This is a genomic window from Brunnivagina elsteri CCALA 953, from assembly GCF_002289455.1.
Taxonomy (GTDB): Bacteria; Cyanobacteriota; Cyanobacteriia; order Cyanobacteriales; family Nostocaceae; genus Brunnivagina; species Brunnivagina elsteri.
The window spans coordinates 1-2,151 of the sequence record NZ_NTFS01000663.1 but is presented as its reverse complement, the minus strand read 5'-3'; the positions used below and the strand labels follow the sequence as shown (position 1 = coordinate 2,151).

The 2,151-nt window shown below is 41.8% G+C and carries 1 protein-coding gene; it reads left to right on the top strand.

Annotated features, from left to right (window positions below; all coding sequences use genetic code 11):
* The first annotated feature begins 396 nt into the window (after nucleotides 1-396).
* Nucleotides 397-1,581 (top strand): NAD(P)H-quinone oxidoreductase subunit H, encoded by a 1,185-nt coding sequence (locus tag CK510_RS29640; RefSeq protein WP_095725022.1) that lies wholly within the window; start codon nucleotides 397-399, stop codon nucleotides 1,579-1,581.
* The last annotated feature ends 570 nt before the right edge of the window (nucleotides 1,582-2,151 follow it).

Below are 2,151 nucleotides of genomic sequence, written 5' to 3'. Positions count from 1 at the left end.
GCCACGGGGATACGGACAGTGGCAAAGTTTGCACGCTGCCTTTCTATTGCTGGGGAATTAAACAGAACAAGCTTGTTAAAGCGATAATCTAAAGATAGAATCCCCTATCCAAAAATCTAAAATCCATATAATTATAGTATGTACAACCAAAATGAATATTTAATTGCATCCTGCAACTTCCACCCCCTCTCCAAGGTAAATTTGTAAACGGAAAGTAATGGTACTAGGATTGCGGAGATTCCCTTAACTATCCCAACTGCCTTAGTAAGGAGATATTTTCTCCAGCAAACTTTCCCAAACGGGTATTGATGACGAATCTGCTTGACACGTCATTGATTAACTTGGCTTCTGAGCGATTCAATTTTATATTTTGACAACGGGAGAACACTAAAATCTATGGCTAGAATTGAAACCCGCACAGAACCGATGGTGCTAAACATGGGACCGCACCATCCCTCAATGCATGGAGTTTTGCGGTTGATTGTCACCCTCGATGGTGAAGATTGTATTGACTGCGAACCCGTAATTGGTTATCTACATCGGGGAATGGAAAAAATCGCCGAAAACCGCAGCACAGTTATGTATGTCCCCTACGTTAGTCGTTGGGATTATGCTGCTGGGATGTTTAACGAAGCCGTTACAGTCAATGCACCGGAAAAAATCGCGGGTATTACGGTTCCCAAACGCGCTAGCTACATCCGCGTCATCATGCTGGAATTGAACCGCATCGCCAACCATTTACTCTGGTTCGGTCCCTTCCTCGCTGACGTGGGGGCACAAACCCCCTTCTTCTATCAGTTCCGCGAACGGGAAATGATTTATGATCTGTGGGAAGCTGCAACAGGCTACCGTCTGGTTAATAACAACTATTGGCGCGTTGGTGGTGTGGCGGCTGATTTACCCTATGGTTGGGTTGATAAATGCTTGGACTTCTGCGACTACTTACCCGCCAAAATTGACGAGTACGAAAAATTGGTGACGAATAACCCCATTTTCCGCCGTCGCATTGAGGGAATTGGTACTATTACCCGCGATGAAGCCATAAATTGGGGTCTTTCTGGTCCCATGTTACGTGCTTCCGGTGTGCAGTGGGATTTGCGGAAGGTTGACCATTACGAATGCTATGACGATTTTGATTGGGATGTACAGTGGGAGACTGCTGGGGATTGTATGGCGCGGTATGTGGTGCGGATGCGGGAAATGCGCGAATCCGTGAAGATTCTCCGTCAAGCTCTCAATGGTCTTCCTGGGGGACCTTATGAGAATCTTGAGGCAAAGCGGATGATGGAAGGCGCGAAATCGGAATGGAACGGTTTTGATTATCAGTATATTGCCAAGAAGGTTTCCCCAACTTTCAAGATTCCCAAAGGTGAAAGCTATGTCCGTATTGAAAGCGGTAAGGGTGAGTTGGGAATTTATATGGTTGGCGATGACAATGTGTTCCCCTGGCGTTTCAAGATTCGTCCGGCTGATTACAATAACTTACAAATTCTCCCCCATTTATTGCGGGGGATGAAGGTTGCCGATATTGTGGTGATTCTTGGTAGTATCGACGTGATTATGGGGTCGGTTGATAGGTGATTTTAGATTATCTAAATAAAATATTTTTAAGGTGGGTAATATCCACCTTTTTTTTGTTTTGTTTTATTTAAGAGTGTTCCAAGTAAAAAAGTGCCCAATTGTCATGCTGAATGGAGCGAAGCGCAATGAAGCATCTCTGTCTATTACATAGCGACTCAGGATCAACAGTTGGATCATTTATTTCTTGGATTACTCTAATTCCAATTTTATACTCTTATTTTCTTCTGCGTCTGGCGGTTTAACGCGTATTTTATTTCAAAAGTCAATAGTTCATTTGCCCTACTCTGAATAAATACAACAAGTAGCAGCATTTAATTCACAAATCTTTACTGGAGGATGAGTTTTATTTTGTAGCTTGTTATGTGACAAAAGGGAAAAAGTAACTGATTTTGGTGATTACAGGCTTTAAAAACATTTTTATTAAATACCATGCCCCTATTTTATCAAACTCAGTTTAAGCATACTACATAACCTAAACCCTTGTAAATAGATTATCTAATTGATAAGATTCTCAATCTCTTAATTTTTCTTAACTATATTGTCATTCAAAACTGCAAAATGTTAAGTTTT

Excerpts from the sequence above, each read along its gene's own strand:
- CK510_RS29640 (WP_095725022.1), top strand. The coding sequence starts at position 397 with ATGGCTAGAATTGAAACCCGCACAGAACCGATGGTGCTAAACATGGGA.